Source organism: Gilliamella sp. X-46 (assembly GCF_057063525.1).
The window spans coordinates 71,831-89,144 of record NZ_JBXSQH010000006.1 but is presented as its reverse complement, the minus strand read 5'-3'; the positions used below and the strand labels follow the sequence as shown (position 1 = coordinate 89,144).

19 protein-coding genes are annotated in these 17,314 nt (G+C 35.3%); 13 read left to right on the top strand and 6 right to left on the bottom strand.

The genetic code is table 11. The annotated features are described in order from the left end of the window. Positions 1-77: 77 nt before the first annotated feature. Complete coding sequence (tolC, locus tag ACYIAJ_RS06430; protein ID WP_483564507.1) at positions 78-1,424, bottom strand: outer membrane channel protein TolC; 1,347 nt, start codon at positions 1,422-1,424, stop codon at positions 78-80. 139 nt (positions 1,425-1,563) lie between these two features. Between tolC and nudF the strand changes: the two genes are divergently transcribed. Together nudF and cpdA are read left to right on the top strand one after the other, a co-directional pair. Then, on the top strand, positions 1,564-2,193 hold the full coding sequence (nudF, locus tag ACYIAJ_RS06425; RefSeq protein ID WP_483564506.1) for an ADP-ribose diphosphatase: 630 nt from the start codon (positions 1,564-1,566) through the stop codon (positions 2,191-2,193). A gap of 168 nt (positions 2,194-2,361) precedes the next feature. Beyond that, positions 2,362-3,192 (top strand): 3',5'-cyclic-AMP phosphodiesterase, encoded by an 831-nt coding sequence (gene cpdA, locus ACYIAJ_RS06420; protein WP_483564505.1) that lies wholly within the window; start codon positions 2,362-2,364, stop codon positions 3,190-3,192. A gap of 60 nt (positions 3,193-3,252) precedes the next feature. On the opposite strand, the gene cls is transcribed toward cpdA, so the two are convergent. The 5 genes from cls to fldA all read right to left on the bottom strand — a co-directional run bounded on the left by cls (position 3,253) and on the right by fldA (position 6,868). Then, entirely contained in the window at positions 3,253-4,716 is a 1,464-nt protein-coding gene (cls, locus tag ACYIAJ_RS06415; protein ID WP_483564504.1) for a cardiolipin synthase, read from the bottom strand. Positions 4,717-4,722: 6 nt separating this feature from the next. Then, positions 4,723-5,178 carry an acyl-CoA thioester hydrolase YciA gene (gene yciA / locus ACYIAJ_RS06410; protein WP_483564503.1) on the bottom strand — a complete coding sequence of 152 codons (456 nt, stop codon included), beginning with the start codon at positions 5,176-5,178 and terminating at the stop codon, positions 4,723-4,725. Positions 5,179-5,203: 25 nt separating this feature from the next. After that, the gene (locus ACYIAJ_RS06405) at positions 5,204-5,749 is read right to left on the bottom strand and encodes an inner membrane-spanning protein YciB (protein WP_483564502.1); all 546 of its coding nucleotides are present in this window, start codon (positions 5,747-5,749) and stop codon (positions 5,204-5,206) included. Positions 5,750-5,818: 69 nt separating this feature from the next. Continuing rightward, positions 5,819-6,277, bottom strand: coding sequence for a ferric iron uptake transcriptional regulator (gene fur / locus ACYIAJ_RS06400; RefSeq protein WP_483564501.1), 459 nt, complete (start codon positions 6,275-6,277; stop codon positions 5,819-5,821). Positions 6,278-6,355: 78 nt separating this feature from the next. Further along, positions 6,356-6,868: a flavodoxin FldA gene (gene fldA / locus ACYIAJ_RS06395; RefSeq protein WP_483564500.1), complete on the bottom strand. Its 513-nt coding sequence runs from the start codon at positions 6,866-6,868 to the stop codon at positions 6,356-6,358. Positions 6,869-7,045: 177 nt separating this feature from the next. Here fldA and sucC point away from each other — a divergent pair, with 177 nt between their 5' ends. From sucC to hslU, 11 genes are all read left to right on the top strand, one after another. Next, positions 7,046-8,215 carry an ADP-forming succinate--CoA ligase subunit beta gene (gene sucC / locus ACYIAJ_RS06390; protein WP_483564499.1) on the top strand — a complete coding sequence of 390 codons (1,170 nt, stop codon included), beginning with the start codon at positions 7,046-7,048 and terminating at the stop codon, positions 8,213-8,215. 27 nt (positions 8,216-8,242) lie between these two features. Continuing rightward, positions 8,243-9,115 carry a succinate--CoA ligase subunit alpha gene (gene sucD / locus ACYIAJ_RS06385; protein WP_483564498.1) on the top strand — a complete coding sequence of 291 codons (873 nt, stop codon included), beginning with the start codon at positions 8,243-8,245 and terminating at the stop codon, positions 9,113-9,115. Positions 9,116-9,220: 105 nt separating this feature from the next. Then, entirely contained in the window at positions 9,221-10,792 is a 1,572-nt protein-coding gene (locus ACYIAJ_RS06380; RefSeq protein ID WP_483564497.1) for a cytochrome ubiquinol oxidase subunit I, read from the top strand. Positions 10,793-10,811: 19 nt separating this feature from the next. Then, positions 10,812-11,948 carry a cytochrome d ubiquinol oxidase subunit II gene (gene cydB, locus ACYIAJ_RS06375; RefSeq protein WP_483564496.1) on the top strand — a complete coding sequence of 379 codons (1,137 nt, stop codon included), beginning with the start codon at positions 10,812-10,814 and terminating at the stop codon, positions 11,946-11,948. 9 nt (positions 11,949-11,957) lie between these two features. Further along, positions 11,958-12,068, top strand: a complete 111-nt coding sequence (locus tag ACYIAJ_RS06370; protein ID WP_483564495.1) for a cytochrome bd oxidase small subunit, CydX/CbdX family — start codon at positions 11,958-11,960, stop codon at positions 12,066-12,068. Positions 12,069-12,249: 181 nt separating this feature from the next. Then, positions 12,250-12,645, top strand: coding sequence for a tol-pal system-associated acyl-CoA thioesterase (gene ybgC, locus ACYIAJ_RS06365; RefSeq protein WP_483564494.1), 396 nt, complete (start codon positions 12,250-12,252; stop codon positions 12,643-12,645). Further along, complete coding sequence (gene tolQ / locus ACYIAJ_RS06360; RefSeq protein ID WP_483564493.1) at positions 12,646-13,326, top strand: protein TolQ; 681 nt, start codon at positions 12,646-12,648, stop codon at positions 13,324-13,326. Between the two features lie 2 nt (positions 13,327-13,328). Then, the gene (tolR, locus tag ACYIAJ_RS06355; protein WP_483564492.1) at positions 13,329-13,754 is read left to right on the top strand and encodes a colicin uptake protein TolR; all 426 of its coding nucleotides are present in this window, start codon (positions 13,329-13,331) and stop codon (positions 13,752-13,754) included. Between the two features lie 18 nt (positions 13,755-13,772). Then, positions 13,773-14,948 carry a cell envelope integrity protein TolA gene (gene tolA / locus ACYIAJ_RS06350; protein WP_483564491.1) on the top strand — a complete coding sequence of 392 codons (1,176 nt, stop codon included), beginning with the start codon at positions 13,773-13,775 and terminating at the stop codon, positions 14,946-14,948. A 149-nt stretch (positions 14,949-15,097) separates the two neighbouring features. Beyond that, positions 15,098-15,625: an ATP-dependent protease subunit HslV gene (gene hslV, locus ACYIAJ_RS06345; protein WP_483564490.1), complete on the top strand. Its 528-nt coding sequence runs from the start codon at positions 15,098-15,100 to the stop codon at positions 15,623-15,625. 23 nt (positions 15,626-15,648) lie between these two features. Continuing rightward, positions 15,649-16,977 carry an HslU--HslV peptidase ATPase subunit gene (hslU, locus tag ACYIAJ_RS06340; protein ID WP_483564489.1) on the top strand — a complete coding sequence of 443 codons (1,329 nt, stop codon included), beginning with the start codon at positions 15,649-15,651 and terminating at the stop codon, positions 16,975-16,977. Positions 16,978-17,314 lie beyond the last annotated feature (337 nt).

Sequence of the window (17,314 nt, the reverse complement as noted above, 5' to 3'; positions counted from 1 at the left end):
AGGTATGTTTTTTTAAGACATAATAAAAAAGGCGATTTGCTCGCCTTTTTTTAAAGTTGTCATAAAAGAACCAATAGTTATTTTATCGTCACTAAAGTGCTCACTTCTTTACCTAACATATTGTTTAAATAAACTAAATCGTTGGCAGTTAAGGTTCCTACTGCATATTTTAGTTGTAGTAAGCTAGTTAGATAATTATATTTTGCATCAGATAAATTTCTTTTAGAACTGTAAAGCTGAGTTGTTGCATTTAATACGTCAACGATTGTTCTTGTTCCAACTTGATAACCAGAGTTAGTTGCTTCTAATGAGCTTTGTGCCGAAACAACTGCTTGTTGATAAGCTTTGATTGCGCTAATCGATGATGAAATATTGTTGTACGATGAACGTACTTGGTTAATCACGCCACGATTAGTACTTTCTAGTTTTTCACTGAAGCTTACGTAATTTTGTTGTGCTTGTTCAACTTTCGATACCGTTGCACCGCCAGAAAAGATTGGTAGGTTTACACTGACACCAACATAGTTATTCCCTGAATAAGATTTACCACTATGAGCACCAGCCGCTATGTTATTACCGTATCTATCAGTTTTATTTAAATTAGTTGATGCATCTAAATTGGCTGTAGGTAAATGACCTGCTTGTGAGAGTTTGATTTGTTCACGTGCAATGTCTTGGTTTAATTTCATTGTTAATAAATTTAGATTAGATGATTCAGATTGTCTTAATAATGTGCTGATTTGTTCTGGGGACTCTGTTTTAAATGTATTGGTGTTAACACTGGCTAAATTAGAATAAAAACGACCACTTACTTGGCGTAAATCCTCGATTGCGTTGTTTAGTTCATTTAATGCGTTAACTTGTTGTGCAACAGTTAGGTCATAGTTAGCTTGGGCATTTTGTACATCAGTAATGGCGACTAAACCAACTTGGTGTTGTTGACGAGTTTGTTCTAGCTGACGTCCAATAGCCTTTTTCTGGGCATCAATAAAACTCAATGCATCTAGCGCTTTTAGCACATTAAAATAAGCGACAGAAGTATTTAAGATTAATGTTTGACCTTGGTATTGATAAGCAATATCGGCAATACTTGCTTGTTTTTTAGTAATATCTAAGGCCTTCCAATTTGAAAAATTAAAAATGCTTTGCGATACGGCTACTTGATATAAGTTTCCGCTTTTAGATTTTACTCCACTTGTATCACGTCGGCCATGAGTTACACCATAAGAAGCACTTAAACCAACTTGCGGTAGCAAACTTGCTCGAGAACCTGAAATTGCTGCGTATGCTTTATTTTTTTCAGCTAATGAACTGCGTAGATCTGGATTGGTTTCTTTTGCTTGTTCATAGACTTGAATCAAATTTTCAGCAAATACAGATTGGCTTAATGCTAAGCCAATTAAAAAGGTTAAAGTTTTTTTCATTAATCTTCTCTTTAAAAATCATTAAAATATAGTAGTATTTTTAATAGTGTAATTTTAACAGATTATTAGTATATAGTAAGCATAGTTTGTATGCCATTCGCACTTTTTATTCAAATTAAGTTTAACATCGAGATCTTATATGAAAATGAAAAATAATCCGGTACATTTTGACAAAAATGATGTGTTTAATCTAACTAAACGAATTTTGTATAAAGGTTTTTTTTCTTTATTTGAGTATCGTTTTCAATATCGCAAATTTGATGGTTCAATGAGCGAGGTTGTTAGTCGTGAAATTTTGGAACGAGGACACGCGGTTGTGCTTTTAGCATATGATATAAAACGTGATGAAGTTGTGCTGATTGAACAAATCCGGATTGCTGCTATTGAAACCCAAGAGAGTCCGTGGATGTTAGAACTCATTGCAGGCATGATGGATCATGAAAATGAATCATTTGAAGAAGTGGCAAAACGTGAGGCAATAGAAGAGGCTGGAGTTGTTATTGGTCGATGTAAACCTATCATCAGTTATTTAGCATCACCTGGTGGTTTAACTGAACAATTGCATATTTTGGTGGGCGAAGTCGATTCATCAACCGCCAAAGGTATTCATGGGCTTGCTGAAGAAAACGAAGATATTAAAGTTCATGTTGTCAGTCGTAATCAAGCTTATCAATGGGTCAAAGACGGAGTAATTAACAATGCTGCATCAATTATTGCACTGCAATGGTTAGAACTTAATCACCAGTTATTAAAAAAAGAGTGGGAATAACTTTTTAGTGTTCATATTTAATTATTTCTTTCATAAAAGTGTGATCTAATTTACACTTTTGTATAACGCTAAGATTTAAAATAAAAATTGTATTTCCTGTCACAATGTCTATTTTATTGCTGACATTATTAACCATGATTATAGATTGATAAATAATTGGGGTGAATTTTGAGGTCATTGTTAAAACTTCCAATTCGTAACAAAAATTACGGTAAAATATTGCATATAACTGATACTCATCTTTTTTCTGAGGACGATGGTTCATTGCTTGGTATTAATTCCAATGCAAGTTTTCAAGCTGTTATAAATGAAATTGGAAGTAGTAATAAGACGTTTGATTTGATTGTGGCAACGGGTGACTTTGTGCAAGATAGTTCTAAAAAGGCTTATGCTCGTTTTGCTGAGCAAATCAACAAGTTTAATACGCCTTGTGTGTGGTTGGCTGGCAACCATGATAATTATGAGGGGATGCAAGATGTATTTGCAGATTATCAACTGGCCGATAATAAAATAGTGCAATTAGGAGATAACTGGCTGATTGTTTTATTAAATAGCCAAGTTATTGGTCAAGCATATGGTTTTTTACCTGAATCTGAACTTGAATTTTTACGTAATGCTTTAACCGAGCATTCTGATCGAAATGCATTAGTTTTTTTACACCACCATCCAATTAATTCTGGATGTCATTGGTTAGATCACCATATTTTAAAAAATAGTGATCAATTAGAGCAAATTATTCAAAAACATTGTAATGTAAAAGGGATAGGTTGGGGACACATTCATCAAAAACAAGATTATGTTTGGCATCATTGTCATGCATTTTCAACCCCTTCAACATGTTTTCAATTTAAGCCTGAATGTTATGATTTTCAAGTATCAACTGAAGATGTGCCTGGTTGGCGAGAAATTACGCTTAATACTGATGGTTCTATCGAGAGCGAGGTTCATCGTTTAGCAGATAATCAGTTTTTACCCGATGTTTCTCAAAATGGTTATTAGTAAGCCGTAATATATTAGTTTGTAATCATAGTTAGCGTGAAGTTAAAACTTGTTCAATAGTTATAGTAAAGGTGCAAAAAAGTAAAACAGCCGTTCAACTATCCGTTGCCAAATTGGACGTTGATTCCATTCTTCAGCTTTTATATTATCTGAATTAGATAAATATTTTTGTAAGAGTACTGACAGTGATTTAGCAAATTCTACGTCATCAATCACAGTTGTAATTTCAAAATTAAGCCATAAGCTGCGCATATCTAAATTAACAGTACCAACAAGACTTAGCTGGTTATCGATTAGGACGCTTTTGGTGTGTAATAAGTTATCATTGAATTGATAAAGTTTTACCCCACCGTTTAATAATTCGGAAAAAAATGCTCGACTTGCCCATTTTACCATTAGTGAGTCATTCTTTTTGGGAACGATGATGATGACTTCTACCCCTCTTTGAGCTGCGGTGCAGACAGCATGTAGAATATCATCACTTGGTACTAAATAAGGTGTCGTAAAAATAATTTGTTCTTGTGCTGAATAAATTGCCGTTAATAACACTTGGTGGATCATGTTTTCCATATAACCTGGTCCGGATGCTATTAGTTGCATTATGTGTTTTTTATCTTCTGGCGGTTCGGCAAAATCAGTAATTTTCGGTAGTGCTAAATGTTTGCCTGTTTCTAGCTCCCAATCACTAGCATATATGGCACTCATAAGCGTTGTTACTGGTCCATTCATTCTGACCATGATATCAACCCATTCACCGACATGTTTATTTTGTTTGAAAAAACGAGGATCAACAATATTCATGCTGCCTGTATAAGAGATGTAGTTGTCGATAATAGCAACTTTTCGGTGTTGTCGTAAGTCCAATCGCCTAAACATGAATCGAAGTAAGTTTACTTGTAACGCTTCGACAATAATTATACCTGCATCACGCATTCTTTTACTGGCATTCGTTTTGATAAAATGTCGGCTACCGGCAGAGTCAACCATTAATCGACAAGTTACTCCTCGCTGTGTTGCTTGAATGAGTGCTTGCTCGACTTCGTTAGCTCGACCACCTTCATTCCAGATATAAAATACCATTTCAATATTAGACGTTGCTTTATTGATATCGTCAATTAAGCGATCAAAAATTTCGTTAGTTTCGCTTAGTAGTTCAATGTGATTGCCGTTAATTCCATCAAGGCCTGTTTGGTGTTTGCAAAGTTGGAAAATCGGTTTGCTAACTAGGCTAACGTTACTGGTGAAAATATCAGGAAATTCACTTAAACGGTTAATAAATTTTGAAATAGTTGGGCGCATTTTTTGTGCCCGCTTAACTCGTTGTTGACCTAAGTGTGCTTCGCCCAAGGCAAAATAAAGGAATACTCCGACAAGTGGTAAGATATAAATGACTAACATCCATGCAATAACATAAGTGGTTGGTCTTCGTTTGAAGACAATCCGTAATGTTGTTGCAACAATGATCAACCAGTAAGTAAGAAAGATCAAAGTGCTGATTAATGCATGAAATGAGGTAAGTTGCATACTTAATTAGCTATTAGTTAGGTTTAATTTAGTTATTGGGTCTTGAGTGTAATCATAATTCTGAAATGCTTCAGGTAATGGTTTGGGGTTATTGTGTTTATCAACTGAAACATAAGTGAATATGGCATCTGTTATACAAAAGCGCTGTGTAGTATCCGATGTATCAATGACTTTTTTAATCCACACTTCAATGCCAATAGTGATAGATGTTTTCCCTGTTTTGATGCAATGCGCATAGCAACAAACAACATCACCGACCATTGCTGGTTTGTAAAATGTAATGCTACTAGCATTTACTGTTACAACTCGATTTCTCGCGATCTCTTTTGATAAAATACCGCCAGCAAGATCCATTTGAGACATGATCCATCCACCAAAAATATGTCCATGAGGATTGGTATCAGCCGGCATTGCAAGCGTTCTAAGTACTAATTGACCTTTGGGGGTTGTATCTTGTGTCATACTAAAATACTCCGTTTGTTCTAACTTATTGTTTGTTATCTATATCTTTATTCATGTTTTTATAGATATAGATACCTGATATCAACGATAATAATAACGATGCACCAGGTAAAATAAATACTTTAAATATCCAAAAGAAATTATCAGTCGTGTAATAGGTTGCACCTAAACTAATGGCACCACACAATATAAAAAAGAAGATCCATAATAAATTTAGTTTATTCCAAATAGCTGTATCGAGCTGTATTTCTTTGCCAAGCATTTTTTGAAGTAGATTTTTTTTAAAAATAAATTGGCTAACTAATAAGGCTGTGGCAAATAAAAAATTAATAATAGTGACTTTCCATTTGATTATATTCGGGTCACGCAAATAAAGTGTAAATCCACTAAAAATCATCACCATTAGATAAGAAATCAACTCTACTTTATCTACTTTTCTATATAGAATAAGAATGAGAAGAAAGCATACTGTTGCGGCGATCATTAATGCTTGAACACCGACAAAGACATCATACATGGTTAGAAAAACAAAAAAGAATACAAGCGGAATAAAGTTTAAAATTTGTTTCATTAAATTATTAACCTAGAAAAAAGATGAATGGGTATATTTTAAATAAGTAAAAAGCCTATTGGAATAGGCTTATTTTTTGTGATGAAGCTCAGGATGTTTTTTACAATTACCTGATTGGCAATGTCCATAAAGATATAAACTATGAAAAGTTAATGTCATGCCATATTGTTCAGCAATTTCTTTTTGTCTGGTGTTAATGATATCATCACGAAATTCGAATACTTCACCGCAGTCTAAGCAAATTAGGTGATCGTGGTGTTGTTGAGTTGCTAGTTCAAAAACAGCTTTTCCACCCTCAAAGTTGTGGCGAGTAACAATTCCTGCATCGTCAAATTGATTCAAAACACGATAAACGGTTGCTAGTCCGATTTCTTCTCCCATGTCCAGTAGTTTTTTATAAAGGTCTTCTACTGTGATATGTTGGCATGAAGGATCTCGTAATAATTCTAAAATTTTCAATCGTGGTAACGTAACCTTTAAACCAGCGCTTTTTAGCGCTGCATTATTATCATTATCATGATTTGTCATATTACTTCCCATTAATTTATTAATATTTGTCCATTATAGGAACTATATACGGTAAATAAAAGAAATCGTTTTAATAGATTAAATTTTCATTTCGGTTTTGACTTGATTTACCCAATTATTGATACGTTCTTCAGTTAATTCAGGTTGACGATCTTCATCAATTGCTAAACCAATGAAATGTGTTTCATCAACTAAACTTTTTGATGCTTCGAAACTATAACCTTCGGTTGACCAATGCCCAACAATTTTTGCACCTTTAGGCTCAATGATATCGCGAATTGTTCCCATGGCATCACAAAAATATTCGGCATAGTCTTCTTGATCACCACATCCGAAAATAGCCACAGTTTTACCGTTAAAATCAATTTTTTCTAAATTTGGAAAAAAGTCGTCCCAGTCTGCTTGTGATTCGCCGTAGTACCAAGTTGGAATTCCAAAAAATAGATAATTATATTGTTCGATGTTTTCTTTAGTGGCTTTTGCAATGTCAAAAATCTCGGCGTTGTCACTACCTAAAATGAGTTGGATTTGCTTAGCTACATTTTCTGTGTTACCAGTGTCACTACCAAAAAAAATACCAACTTGTTTCATATTTGTACCTTTATTATTTTCGATATTAAAATATTCTAGAAGTATATCATTGTCACTTACTATCAGCAATAATCCTAACTAACCCCAAACATAAGTTATTATTTGCTATACAATTTATTTATCTTGCATTAGAATTATTACCTGTTTTTATATTAATTTAGGCCGTGGAATTTCATTATGAACTTGCATGAATATCAATCTAAATATCTTTTTAAACAATATAATTTGCCCGTACCTGAGGGGTATGTTTGTAATTCAATTAATGAAGTACAAGATACGTTATCTGAATTATCTTCACAGGCAGATTCAGGCCTTTGGGTTGCTAAATGTCAGGTTCATGCAGGAGGGCGAGGTAAGGCCGGTGGCGTTATTTGTACTCAAAGCTTTAGTGAAATAAAGCAATTTGCTGAAAAATGGTTGGGGCAGTATCTTGTTACTTATCAAACAACCGATAAAGGTCAGATAGTTAATAAAATTTTAATTGAAAAAGCGTCTAATATTCATAAAGAACTTTATTTAGGGGCGGTGGTTGATCGTAGTTCTAAACGTGTTGTGATCATGGCTTCAACTGAAGGCGGTGTTGATATAGAAAGTGTTGCCGAAAAATCACCACACTTAATCTACAAAACTTCACTCGACCCTTTAACAGGACCTTGTGCTTTCCAAGGTCGTGAACTTGCATTCAAGCTGGGGTTAACAGGCAAATTAGTGAATCAGTTTACAAAGCTATTTGTTAATTTTGCAAAACTTTTTTTAGAAAACGATGTTGCATTAGCCGAAGTTAATCCGTTAGTCATTACCGATTCAGAGGAACTCATTTGTTTAGATGCAAAAGTTGTTTTAGATGATAATGCGCTTTTTAGGCACCCTAATTTAACTATTTTAAGAGATACAACTCAAGAGGATGAGCGTGAGTCAATTGCTGCAAAACAAGGTATTAGCTATGTATCATTAAATGGCAATATTGGCTGTATGGTCAATGGTGCAGGTCTTGCCATGGCAACTATGGATATTATTAAATTACATGGAGGTGAACCTGCCAATTTCTTAGATGTTGGAGGAGGAACGACGAAAGAGCGCGTTGCTGAAGCATTTAAGTTGATATTATCTGATAAAAATGTGAAAGCAATTTTGGTCAATATTTTTGGCGGTATTGTTCGTTGTGATTTAATTGCTGATGGGGTTATTAGTGCAATTAAAGAAATAGGTCTTAATGTTCCTGTTGTTGTTCGTCTTGAAGGTAATAATGCTAAGCTTGCGCAAGAAATTTTGGCTAAAAGCAAATTAAATGTTATTACTGCAGAAAGTTTAATCGATGCGGCTCAAAAAATTGTTGCTGTTGTCTAATAAAGAGGCGTGTGGAGAAAGGTTATTATGTCAATTTTAATCAATAAAGAAACCAAAGTCATTTGCCAAGGATTTACAGGCGGTCAAGGTACTTTACACTCACAACAAGCGCTAGCTTATGGTACTAAGTTAGTTGGCGGTGTGACGCCTGGTAAAGGGGGAACAATCCATTTAGGTTTACCTGTTTTTAATACTGTTAAAGAAGCGGTTGAAGCAACTGGTGCAACTGCAAGTGTTATTTATGTGCCAGCAGCATTTGGTAAAGATTCTATTTTGGAAGCGATTGATGCAGGTATTAAATTAATTGTCTGTATTACTGAGGGTATTCCAACTTTAGATATGCTCGTTGTTAAGGAAAAATTACAACAAAATAATGTCGTCATGATTGGACCAAATTGCCCAGGTATAATTGTTCCTGATGAATGTAAAATAGGTATTATGCCAGGGCATATTCATTTAGCCGGAAAGGTGGGGATTGTTTCTCGTTCTGGAACATTGACTTATGAAGCGGTTAAACAAACAACGGATATTGGTTTAGGGCAATCTGTATGTGTTGGTATTGGTGGTGATCCTATTCCTGGTAGTGATTTTATTTCTATTTTAGCGTTACTTGAACAAGATCCTAAAACTGAAGTTATTGTGATGATTGGCGAGATTGGTGGTAGCGCCGAAGAAGAAGCTGCTGAATATATTAAAAAACACGTAACTAAACCTGTGATTGCATATATTGCTGGTGTTTCTGCACCATCAGGAAAACGTATGGGACATGCAGGTGCAATTATTTCAGGTAATAAAGGTACAGCAGTAGAAAAATCTAAAGCATTGCAATCTGCGGGCATTACGGTTGTAAAGAGTCTTACCGATATAGGGGATGCTGTAAAAAAACAAATTAAGATATAGTTTTTTTGATATATATCAATTTTATTCTTTCATTATCAGTGTATAATAGCTGCCAATAACATAAAATTTGTGAGAATTTGAGAATTTGAGGATTAGGGAGCGCTTATGTTAGATATAGTAGAACTTTCACGCCTCCAGTTTGCACTTACTGCAATGTATCATTTTATTTTTGTTCCATTAACGTTGGGTTTAGCGTTTATGCTAGCAATTATGGAAACGGTATACGTTGTTAGTGGTAAGCAAGTCTGGAAAGATATGACAAAGTTTTGGGGCAAACTGTTCGGTATTAACTTTGCAGTAGGTGTTGCAACTGGTTTAACCATGGAGTTTCAATTTGGTACTAACTGGTCTTATTATTCACATTATGTGGGTGATATTTTTGGTGCGCCGTTAGCCATCGAAGGTTTAATGGCATTCTTCTTAGAATCAACCATGGTAGGTTTATTCTTTTTTGGTTGGGATAGATTAAGCCGTGGTAAGCATTTAATGGTGACTTGGTGTGTTGCATTTGGTTCTAACCTTTCGGCACTTTGGATCTTAGTTGCTAATGGTTGGATGCAATTCCCTGTAGGTTCTGAATTTAACCCTATTAATTCACGCATGGAAATGGCCAATTTTTTTGAGCTGATTACTAATACGGTTGCCCAATATAAATTTGTTCATACCGTTGCTGCGGGTTATTTGACTGGGGCTATTTTTATTTTAAGTATTAGTTCTTTCTATTTACTAAAAAAACGTGATGTTGCCTTTGCTAAACGTTCTTTTGCTGTGGCTGCTACCTTTGGATTTATCATGTCAATTGTTGTAGCAATTATGGGGGATGAAGCGGGTCATGAGATGACTACAGTTCAACCAACTAAACTTGCTGCCATTGAAGCCGAATGGGAAACTCAACCAGCACCAGCATCATTCAATGTTATTGCTTTTCCATCACAAAAAAATAAAGAAAATTTATTTGCAATAGAAATTCCTTATGCAATGGGCATAATGACCACTCGTTCATTGGACACGCAAGTAACTGGATTAAGAGATATATTAGCGAATAATGAAACGAGAATTCGTAAAGGTATTTTGGCTTATACAAATTTAGAAAAAATTCAACAAGGTAATCAAGATCCTGACGTCCTTAAAGCATTTGAGGATAATAAATCTGATTTAGGTTATGGTTATCTGGTTAAACGTTTTACCGATCGTGATAATTTAACGATTCCTCAAGCGACAGAAGAGCATATTAAAGCTGCTACTGAAGACTCAATTCCTACAGTATGGCCACTATTTTGGGCTTTCAGAGTGATGGTAGGTCTTGGTGTGTTAATGATTTTGGGCACTGGCTTTGCTTTATGGACTACTTATAAAAATAAAATTGGTGAGAAACGTTGGTTACATCGTTTGTTAGTTTTGTTTTTACCATTCCCTTGGCTTGCATGTGAATCTGGTTGGTTTGTTGCCGAGTATGGGCGTCAACCTTGGGCAATTCAGGATATTTTACCGACTGGAGTGGCAAATTCATCATTAACTGCAGGTGAAGTGTTATTCACTATGGTACTTATTTGTGGCCTTTATACATTGTTCTTAGTTGCTGAATTATTCTTAATGTTTAAGTTTGCTCGTTTAGGACCTAGTTCTTTAGGTACGGGTAACTATCATTATGAAAAAACACAACCGGTAACAGAATAGGGCATAGGGAGTATACACAATGATTGATTATGAAATTGTACGCGTCATCTGGTGGGTACTAATTAGTGTTGTTTTAATCGGTTTCGTTGTCACCGATGGTTTTGATATGGGCGTGGGTATTTTATTACCTTTTATCGGTAAAACAGATACAGAACGTCGAATTATGATTAATGCAATTGCTCCTCATTGGGATGGTAACCAAGTTTGGTTGATCACGGCTGGTGCAGGAGTCTTTGCTGCGTGGCCTATGGCATATGCTGCGTCATTTTCAGGCTTTTATATTGCTATGATTTTAGTGCTTTGTGCGCTGTTTTTTAGACCAATTGGTTTTGATTATCGTAGCAAATTAGAAAATTCAAAATGGCGTAATTTATGGGATGCTGGCATTTTTGCTGGTAGCTTTGTGCCTGCATTGGTTTTTGGGGTCGCTTTTGGTAACTTATTAGAAGGTGTTCCTTTTAGATTCGATAACTCTTATCGTGTGTTTTATGATGGTAACTTCTTTGGTTTGCTTAATCCTTTTGCACTGTTGACTGGTGTTGTTAGCTTAATGTTATTTGTAGCTCATGGTGGAGCATGGTTACAGTTGAAAACATCAGGTGAACTTTATTTAAGAGCTAGGAAGGTTACACAAATTGCCAGTTTAGTTGTGTTAATTGCATTTGTGTTAGCAGGTGTTTGGGTGGCATTTGGTATTCATGGTTATGAAGTGACTAGCGTGATTGATTATAATGCGTCATCTCATCCGCTAAGCAAGACAGTATCTACTAATACGTCATGGTTAACCAACTATATGAATTGTCCTATTTTATGGATAGTACCTGCTTTAGGTGTTTTGTTACCGCTATTGACTATTCTTTTTTCTAGTTTAAATAAAAATGCATTAGTGTTTGTTTCATCAGTATTAACAATTGTGTGTGTTTTATTTACCTACGGTATTGCAACTTTCCCATTTATTATGCCTTCAAGCATTATGCCAAATGCGAGTTTGACAATATGGGATGCATCATCAAGTCAATTAACACTTAATATTATGTTTGTTGTTGTTCTTATCTTTTTGCCTATCGTTCTTTTATATACTATTTGGTCATATATTAAAATGTTTGGGCGGTTGGATAAAAATCATATCGAAAATAATAAACACTCACTTTATTAAGGGAAAATTATGTATTACATTTTATGGCTTATAGGACTTATTGCTGCATGTATGCTATCCGCAGTAACAGGCTTATGGATTGAACGCGATAGTAGCGAAAAAGAATCTAATAACAAATAATATTAATTAAAAAATAAAATTAATAGAAAGGTGGCGAATCGTCGCCTTTTTAATTGTTAAATAAATTTGTAAAGAATAAAATGTAAATGATAATTTTTTTCATTTGTGTTTTTTATATCGTAGTGCAGTAAATTTTATATTCAGATATAATAGCGCTAAATTTAATTAGCGTAATTAGGGTATGAGACAATTCAATTGGAATGCAAGAGTTTATTATGAAGATACGGATGCTGGTGGTGTTGTTTACCATGCTAGGTATCTTGCTTTTTATGAACGAGCAAGGACAGAAATTTTAAGGCAGCTTGGTATTAGTCAACAAACATTATTACAAGAAGGTATTGCTTTTGTTGTAAAAAAGATGGATATTAGCTACCAATTCCCAGCCCGTTTAGATGATATGCTAACTATTAGCTCTAAAGTTGAAGAGGTTCGCAAAGCGTCTATTATTTTTAAGCAAACTATTTTTAATCAAAATAAACAAATTATTAGTACAGCAGGTGTTCTTATCGCTTGTGTTGATATTATTAAAATGAAGCCGTGCGGGCTTCCCAAGTTATTAGTTTTGGAGTTTATATAAGTGGAAAATCTGAATATTATTAATCTGTTTTTACAGGCAGGCTTGTTAGTACAATGCGTTATGTTGTTGCTACTTGCTTTTTCCGTTATGTCGTGGGCTATTATATTTCAACGAAGTAAGATTTTAGGTAAAGCTAAAAAACAAATTGAGCAATTTGATAATAGTTTTTGGGCTGCTGATGATTTAAATGTTTTGTTTGATAAAGCAAAATTTCATAAAGAAGAAATTAGCGGTACAGAACATATTTTCTATTCAGGTTTTAAAGAGTTCTCACGCTTGTATCAAATAAATCCAAATATGGCTGAATCAGCTTTGGATGGTGCATCACGTTCTATGCGTTTGGCTATGAATCGTGAACTTGATAACTTAGAATTGCATATTCCTTTTTTAGGTACGGTAGGTTCTATTAGTCCATATATTGGTTTGTTTGGTACGGTTTGGGGGATTATGCATGCATTTATTTCGTTAGGTGCCGTTAAACAAGCCACGTTACAAATGGTTGCCCCAGGGATTGCTGAAGCATTAATTGCAACTGCAATCGGTTTATTTGCTGCTATTCCTGCGGTACTTGCTTATAATCGCTTGTCGTTGGGGGTAAGCCGAATTGAACAAAGTTACCTTAACTTTATTGATGAGTTTTCTGCAATTTTACAACGTCAAGCTGTTGCTGTTAGGAAGTAATTATGAGCAGAAGCAGACGTTCACGTTATTCAACTAAATCTGAAATCAATATAGTCCCATTACTGGATGTACTATTAGTATTAGTGCTTATTTTTATGGCAACAGCGCCAATTATTAGCCAAAGTGTTGAGGTTGACCTGCCAGAAGCGTCGGAATCAAAAACGGTTTCATCTTCAGAAAATAAACCAATTATTATTGAAGTATCTAGTGTGGGTGTATATGCACTGATTATTGATCAGGATCGTCAATCTAATTTACCACAAGAGCAGATTGTCGCTGAAGTGAAGCAACAAATGTCACTTAATGACAAAGCTGTTTTTTTAGTCGGTGGAGCTAAAGATGTTCCCTATGAAGAAATTATAAAAGCCTTGAATTTATTACAATCTGCGGGCGTAAAGTCTGTAGGATTAATGACTCAACCAATTTAAATAAAATAATATAGCAAGATGTCAGCAATGTCTTATAAGCCAAATTCAAAATTAAGTATAGCAATTATAATATCCATTATATTACATGTGATTTTAATCATCATCTTGGGGTATCATGCTATGCATGATAATAACGTTAACTATGGCAGCATTAATGGAAATTCTATAGACGCTATTATGGTTGATCCTTCCGTGATGACCGAACAGTACCAAAGACAACTAAAAACACAAGTTAGTCAAAAACAAGCTGAACAACAAAGACAGCAACAAATAGATAATCAGGCTCGTGAACTGCAAGAGCAACAGCTGGCTCAGCAACAGAGACTAAAAGAGTTAGAAAGAGAGCGCTTAAAAGTAGAGGAACTACAAAAGAAAGAAGCAGAAGCCGCGGAGGCTGCACGGGCTGCAAGACAAAAAGAAGAAGCAGATCGCAAAGCGAAAGAACAATTGGAAGAGCAGCAAAGGCAAGCCGAGAAACAGCGTTTAGAGCAACAGCAGGCTGAGTTATTAAAGCAAAAGTCAGAACAAGAAGCTAAATTAAAAGCAGACCGAGAGTTATTAGAAAAACAGCGAGAAGAAACTCAGCGAAAACAAGAAGAATTAGCGAAACAAAAAGCCGAACACGAAGCTAAAGCAAAAGCTGAACAAGAACTTCTTGAAAAGCAACGAGCTGAAAATGAACGTAAACAAGCAGAGCTAGCTAAGCAAAAAGAAGAGCAAGAACAAGCAAAAAAGCAAGCCGCTGAAAAAGCCGCTGCAGAAAAGGCTGCGGCGGATAAAGCCGCAGCTGAAAAAGCTGCAGCCGAAAAAGCAAAAAAAGCGGCACAAGCAAAAAAAGATAAAGAACTTGATAATTTGTTAGGTGGGCTAACATCTGGCACGCCCAGTCCATCAGGCGGTGCAGCCAGTCGTAAAGGTGTTTCAGATGGAGAACTCGATAAATATAAATCTTTAGTTCAAAATGCCATCAGTAATAAATTTATTAATCCTAATAAGTTATATAGTGGTCGCAATTGTGTATTAGAAATTCAAATAGCGCCAGATGGCTTGTTACTTAGTGTTAGTGCAAAAGGTGGTGATGAGGCATTATGTCGAGAAGCTCTTGCAGCGACTAAACAAGCAGTAATTCCAAAGCCTGCAAGTGCGTTTTATAATCAAGTAAAAACGATGACAATTGACTTTCAACCGAAATGATTTTTATACGTAAATACGATGTTTTCTAAAAAATCTTTACAATAAATTACCTATATCTGCAAATGTAAATGTTGAAATTACATTAATCACCCCAATATATCCTCTATTCATTTCGAACCAAGTTATTTAAGTAAAAGAAGGAGCAGAACATGACAACAATTGTCAGTGTCCGTCGTGAGGGGCAAGTCGTTATCGGTGGTGATGGCCAAGTCACGTTAGGTGAACGTATTATTATGAAAGGTAATGCTCGTAAAGTTCGTCGTTTATATAATAACAAAGTGATTGCAGGTTTTGCCGGTGGTACTGCTGATGCTTTTACTCTATTTGAGCTATTTGAGCGAAAATTAGAAATGCACCAAGGACATTTAACCAAAGCTGCTGTTGAACTAGCTAAAGATTGGCGAACTGATAGAATGCTACGTAAACTAGAAGCGTTACTTGCTGTTGCTGACGAAAGTGCGTCACTGATTATTACAGGGACTGGTGATGTTATTCAACCAGAAGATGATTTAATTGCTATTGGTTCTGGCGGTCCTTATGCGCAAGCAGCGGCTCGGGCTTTATTAGATAATAGCTCACTTTCTGCACATGATATTGTGCAAAAATCATTATCGATTGCTGGTGATATTTGTGTTTATACTAATAATTTCCAAACAATCGAAGAACTTAATTATTAATCTGATTTAAGAGAAATTTAACTATGTCTGAAATGACTCCTCGTGAGATTGTAAGCGAATTAAACCAACACATCATAGGACAAGATAAAGCCAAACGTTCTGTGGCTATAGCATTGCGTAATCGTTGGCGTCGGATGCAGCTAGATGAAACATTGCGTCATGAAGTTACGCCTAAAAATATACTTATGATTGGTCCAACAGGGGTGGGTAAAACTGAAATTGCAAGACGATTAGCAAAATTGGCACACGCACCATTTATTAAAGTAGAAGCGACTAAGTTTACTGAAGTTGGTTATGTTGGAAAAGAAGTTGATTCCATTATTCGTGACTTAACCGACTCAGCAGTAAAAATGATCCGCCAAGAAGCCATGGAACGAAATCGTAATCGAGCGGAAGAACTTGCTGAAGATCGTATTTTAGATGTGCTTGTACCACCAGCTAAAGATGGCTGGGGACAAGTTGAAGATAATCATAATTCAACAGCAAGACAAGCTTTTCGTAAAAAATTACGTGAAGGTTCACTTGACGATAAAGAGATAGAAATTGAGTTAGCTGGTGTGAATATCGGTGTTGAAATTATGGCTCCTCCAGGCATGGAAGAGATGACAAACCAACTACAATCAATGTTTCAAAATTTAGGTGGACAAAAAACTAAACCACGTAAAATGAAAATTAAAGATGCGTTCAAACAACTCATCGAAGAAGAGGCTGCTAAATTGGTTAATCCTGATGAGCTTAAGCATGAAGCGATTGAAGCGGTTGAGCAGAACGGAATTGTCTTTATTGATGAAATAGATAAAGTTTGTAAACGCGGTAATTCATCTGGTCCAGATGTTTCACGTGAAGGTGTACAACGAGATCTTTTACCATTGGTTGAAGGTTGTACTGTGTCGACTAAACACGGAGCTGTTAAAACAGATCATATCTTGTTTATTGCATCAGGTGCTTTCCAAACAGCCAATCCATCTGATTTAATTCCTGAATTGCAGGGTAGATTACCAATTAGAGTTGAATTACAAGCACTAACTAGTGAAGATTTTGAGCGTATTTTAACTGAACCAAATGCTTCACTTACTGTTCAATATAAAGCATTAATGGCAACGGAAGGCGTTAATATTGATTTTACTTCAGATGGTATTCGCAAAATTGCCGAATCAGCATGGCAAGTAAATGAGCAAAATGAAAATATTGGTGCGCGTAGATTGCATACTGTATTAGAACGATTGATGGAAGAGGTTTCATTTGAGGCTAGCGAACTTGATGGACAAACTGTCACAATTGATGCTAAATACGTTGGTGATCATTTAGATAAACTTGTTGCAGATGAAGATCTAAGTAAGTTTATTTTATAAATGACTTAGATATTAGTATACAAAAATAAGTTTTTCTCACTTAGATTGATATAAACCCCGAGGTAATTCGGGGTTTATTTTTTCTTGGGTTTTACAATCTTGGGGCATAACAACTTAAAAAAAACAAAAATAGTTTTATTGTTTTTTATATTTGGGTGTGACTGCTATAGGTTAACCGATGAAAAACCAATACTAGCGATATCTATTTAGCGATGAGTAAATTACAGATGGTAGGTTATCTAGCACCAAATCCAATGTCAACAAGCATCTAACAGATGTTTTAGTTAAGCCATATACGGATGGAAGATGAGAATATTACAAGGATTTGGGTATCAGT